The organism is Verrucosispora sp. SN26_14.1 (assembly GCF_004307965.1).
Lineage (GTDB): Bacteria > Actinomycetota > Actinomycetes > Mycobacteriales > Micromonosporaceae > Micromonospora.
Genome location: NZ_SISL01000665.1, coordinates 1 through 2,400 on the forward strand (window position 1 = coordinate 1; position 2,400 = coordinate 2,400).

The 2,400-nt window shown below is 71.8% G+C and carries 2 protein-coding genes; both read left to right on the forward strand.

From position 1 onward, the window contains the following. Window positions 1-884, forward strand: an 884-nt coding sequence (locus EYA84_RS30605; RefSeq protein ID WP_131057692.1) for a metallophosphoesterase, incomplete at its 5' end; no start/stop codon positions are given. Window positions 885-945: 61 nt separating this feature from the next. Next, a partial coding sequence (locus EYA84_RS30610; RefSeq protein ID WP_236146054.1) for an endonuclease Q family protein occupies window positions 946-2,400 on the forward strand: 1,455 nt, incomplete at its 3' end.

Here is a 2,400-nt window from a genome sequence, read left to right on the forward strand (position 1 = left end):
GGGCGACAGACCGGCCGGTCGTCGGCGCGGTCGGCCCGGACCACGACCCGTCCCGCCGGTTGCTGCTCGCCCGTGGCGCCGCGATCTTCGCCGGGCTCACCGCCACCGGCCTGGTCGGGTACGGGGTGCGGACCGCGATGGGTCCGCCCCGACTGGACCGGGTGCAGATTCCGCTGGCGAAGTTGCCGCGCAGCATGGACGGCCTGCGCATCGCCACCGTCTCCGACATCCACATCGGGCCGCTGACCGGTCGGGCGCACACCGAGCGCATCGTCGCCGCGATCAACCGCCTGGACGCCGACATCGTGGCCGTGGTCGGTGACCTGGTCGACGGCACGGTGGCCGAGTTGGGCGAGGACGCGGCTCCGCTGCGCGACCTGCGGGCCCGGCACGGCAGCTACTTCGTCACCGGCAACCACGAGTACTACTCGGGCGTCGAGGAGTGGGTGGCCGAGGTCGACCGGCTCGGGTTGCGGGTCCTGCAGAACCAGCGGTTGGAGATCGCCGCCCGGGGTGGCGTGCTCGACCTGGCCGGTGTCAACGACGTCAGCGCCGTGGGCACCGGCGTCTCCGCACCGCCCGACTACGCGGCCACCCTCGCCGACCGGGATCCGTCCCGACCGGTGGTGCTCCTCGCCCACCAGCCGGTGGCCGCGATGGAGGCCGCGAAGTACGGCGTCGACCTGCAACTCTCCGGTCACACCCACGGCGGTCAGATCGTGCCGTTCAACCTGCTGGTCAAGCTGGAGCAGCCGGTGGTCTCCGGCCTGGGCGAGGTGGACGGGACCAAGGTCTACGTGACCAACGGGGCCGGCTTCTGGGGCCCGCCGGTGCGGGTGGGCGCGGAGCCTCAGGTCACTCTCGTGGAACTGCGTTCGGCATAGCGAACCTCACGCCCGAGCGTGGCGGCGCGCACGGGCGTGGCCGGTCGTGGCAGGATGCGGCGTGCCTCCGTTCAGCGCCGTACCCCCCGGTGGCCGCCCGCCCTTCGTCGCGGATCTGCACATCCACTCGAAATATTCGCGGGCCTGCAGCCGTGACCTGACCCTGCCGAACCTCGGCTGGTGGGCGAAACGTAAGGGCATCGCGGTGCTCGGCACCGGTGATTTCACCCACCCCGCCTGGTATGACCACCTGCGCGAGACCCTGCGTCCCGCCGAGCCCGGTTTATACCGATTGTCCGACGAGGCCGAGCGGGACATCGCCCGCAGGTTGCCACCCCGGCTGTCCAGTCACGCCGAGAGCGACCCGGTCCGGTTCATGCTCAGCGTCGAGATCTCGACGATCTACAAGCGGGACGACCGGACCCGCAAGGTCCACCACCTGATCTACCTGCCGGACCTGGACGCGGTGGGCCGGTTCAACACCGCGTTGGGCCGGATCGGCAACCTCGGGTCGGACGGCCGCCCGATCCTCGGCCTGGACTCCCGCGACCTGCTGGAGATCACGCTGGAGGCGAGCCCGGACGGCTATCTCGTACCGGCGCACATCTGGACGCCGTGGTTCTCCGCGCTGGGCTCGAAGTCCGGCTTCGACGCGATCGCCGACTGCTACGCCGACCTGGCCGAGCACATCTTCGCGGTGGAGACCGGGCTCTCCTCGGACCCGGCGATGAACTGGCGGGTCGGCAGCCTGGACGCCTACCGGCTGGTCTCCAACTCGGACGCCCACTCGCCGCCCGCGTTGGCCCGGGAGGCGACCGTCTTCGCCTCGGAACGGGACTACTTCGGCATCCGGGAGGCGTTGCGGACCGGCGACGGGCTGGCCGGCACGATCGAGTTCTTCCCCGAGGAGGGCAAGTACCACGCGGACGGCCACCGCCTGTGCGGGGTGAACTGGGCACCGGAGCGGACCAGGGCGGCCGGCGGACGCTGCCCGGAGTGCGGCAAGCCGCTGACGGTGGGTGTCCTGAGCCGGGTCGAGGACCTGGCCGACCGGCCCGAGGGGTACCGGCCGGAGCACGCGCCCGAGGTGACCCACCTGATCCAGCTCGCCGAGATCCTCGGCGAGATCAACAAGGTGGGCCCGCGCTCCAAGAAGGTCGAGGGCAAGCTCACCGACCTGGTCGCCGCGCTCGGCGCCGAGCTGGACATCCTGACCCGTACCCCGTTGGACGACATCGGGCGGGTCGGCGGTGAACTGCTCGCGGAGGGCATCGGCCGACTGCGCCGCGACGAGGTCCGTCGGGTGCCCGGTTACGACGGCGAGTACGGCGTCATCACCCTCTTCGACCCGGCCGAGCTGGGTGCCGGTGCGGCATCGAGCGGGCAGGAGACGCTGTTCGACGTACCGGTGCAGGTGCCCACGCAGCGGCGACCGGCCGAGTCGACCGGCTCGGAGGCGAAGGCGAAGCGGACGGCGGCCAAGGCGGAGCCGAAGCGCAGGGCGGCACCCGCGCCC